General features: G+C 49.6%; 1 protein-coding gene. It reads right to left on the reverse strand.

From position 1 onward, the window contains the following. A partial coding sequence (locus tag EQP46_RS24360; RefSeq protein WP_192545544.1) for a hypothetical protein occupies positions 1–1,553 on the reverse strand: 1,553 nt, incomplete at both ends.

The raw sequence follows: 1,553 nt of genomic DNA on the forward strand, positions 1-1,553 counted from the left end.
ATTAGACAACTTAATGTTAACCACTTGCCCTGCTAACAAAGCATCAACTTTGTATTGCATATGGAAAGTTGTGTAACCGGTTGCGTCAAATGCTGCCGTTGAGAAATCAATACCCCCAAATGTTTGACCTGTACCAAGCGTGATCACTTTTACTGGGTTGTCATTCAACGTGCCATCGATGATACGAGCAGAAGAGTCTCCCCAGAAAGGGCCCCACTCGTTAACAGTGATATCTGCAAAGTTATCGCTGAAGATTGAAACCACGTTGTTAGTTGAACCGCCGTCAGTACCACCATCGGTGCCGCCGTCAGTGCCACCATCGGTGCCACCATCAGTGCCACCATCAGTGCCACCATCGGTGCCACCATCGGTGCCGCCGTCAGTGCCACCATCGGTGCCGCCGTCAGTACCACCATCGGTGCCGCCGTCAGTACCACCATCAGTACCGCCATCGGTGCCACCGTCAGTACTGCCGTTGCTGAAGTAGATGTTATCTAGGTAGATATCTACTGGGTCATTGATATCAGATCTCGCCGCTGAGATGACGATTTGTGCTACAGCGTTTCTTGACAAAGAACCGCTCGAATCTGCACTTATAAAGTCTTCTAGAGGAATTGCTAACGTTACTAGGTCAGTGCTTGAAGGTTCGCTGGTGTATTGGATTGCGTTAGTTTCTCCTGCACCGCCATCATGATTAGACAACTTAATGTTAACCACTTGCCCTGCTAACAAAGCATCAACTTTGTATTGCATATGGAAAGTTGTGTAACCGGTTGCGTCAAATGCTGCCGTTGAGAAATCAATACCCCCAAATGTTTGACCTGCACCAAGCGTGATCACTTTTACTGGGTTGTCATTCAACGTGCCATCGATGATACGAGCAGAAGAGTCTCCCCAGAAAGGGCCCCACTCGTTAACAGTGATATCTGCAAAGTTATCGCTGAAGATTGAAACCACGTTGTTAGTTGAACCGCCGTCAGTGCCACCATCGGTGCCGCCGTCAGTTCCACCATCGGTGCCGCCGTCAGTTCCACCATCAGTACCACCATCGGTGCCGTCGCCAGTGCCGCCGTCAGTGCCGCCGTCAGTTCCACCATCGGTGCCGCCGTCAGTTCCACCATCGGTGCCGCCGTCAGTACCACCATCGGTGCCGCCGTCAGTTCCACCATCGGTGCCGCCGTCAGTTCCACCATCGGTACTGCCGTTGCTGAAGTAGATGTTATCTAGATAGATATCTACTGGGTCATTGATATCAGATCTCGCCGCTGAGATGACGATTTGTGCTACAGCGTTTCTTGACAAAGAACCGCTCGAATCTGCACTTATAAAGTCTTCTAGAGGAATTGCTAACGTTACTAGGTCAGTGCTTGAAGGTTCGCTGGTGTATTGGATTGCGTTAGTTTCTCCTGCACCACCATCATGATTAGACAACTTAATGTTAACCACTTGCCCTGCTAACAAAGCATCAACTTTGTATTGCATATGGAAAGTTGTGTAACCGGTTGCGTCAAATGCTGCCGTTGAGAAATCAATACCCCCAAATGTTTGACCTG

The organism is Enterovibrio baiacu, from assembly GCF_004120195.1.
Taxonomy (GTDB): domain Bacteria; phylum Pseudomonadota; class Gammaproteobacteria; order Enterobacterales; family Vibrionaceae; genus Enterovibrio; species Enterovibrio baiacui.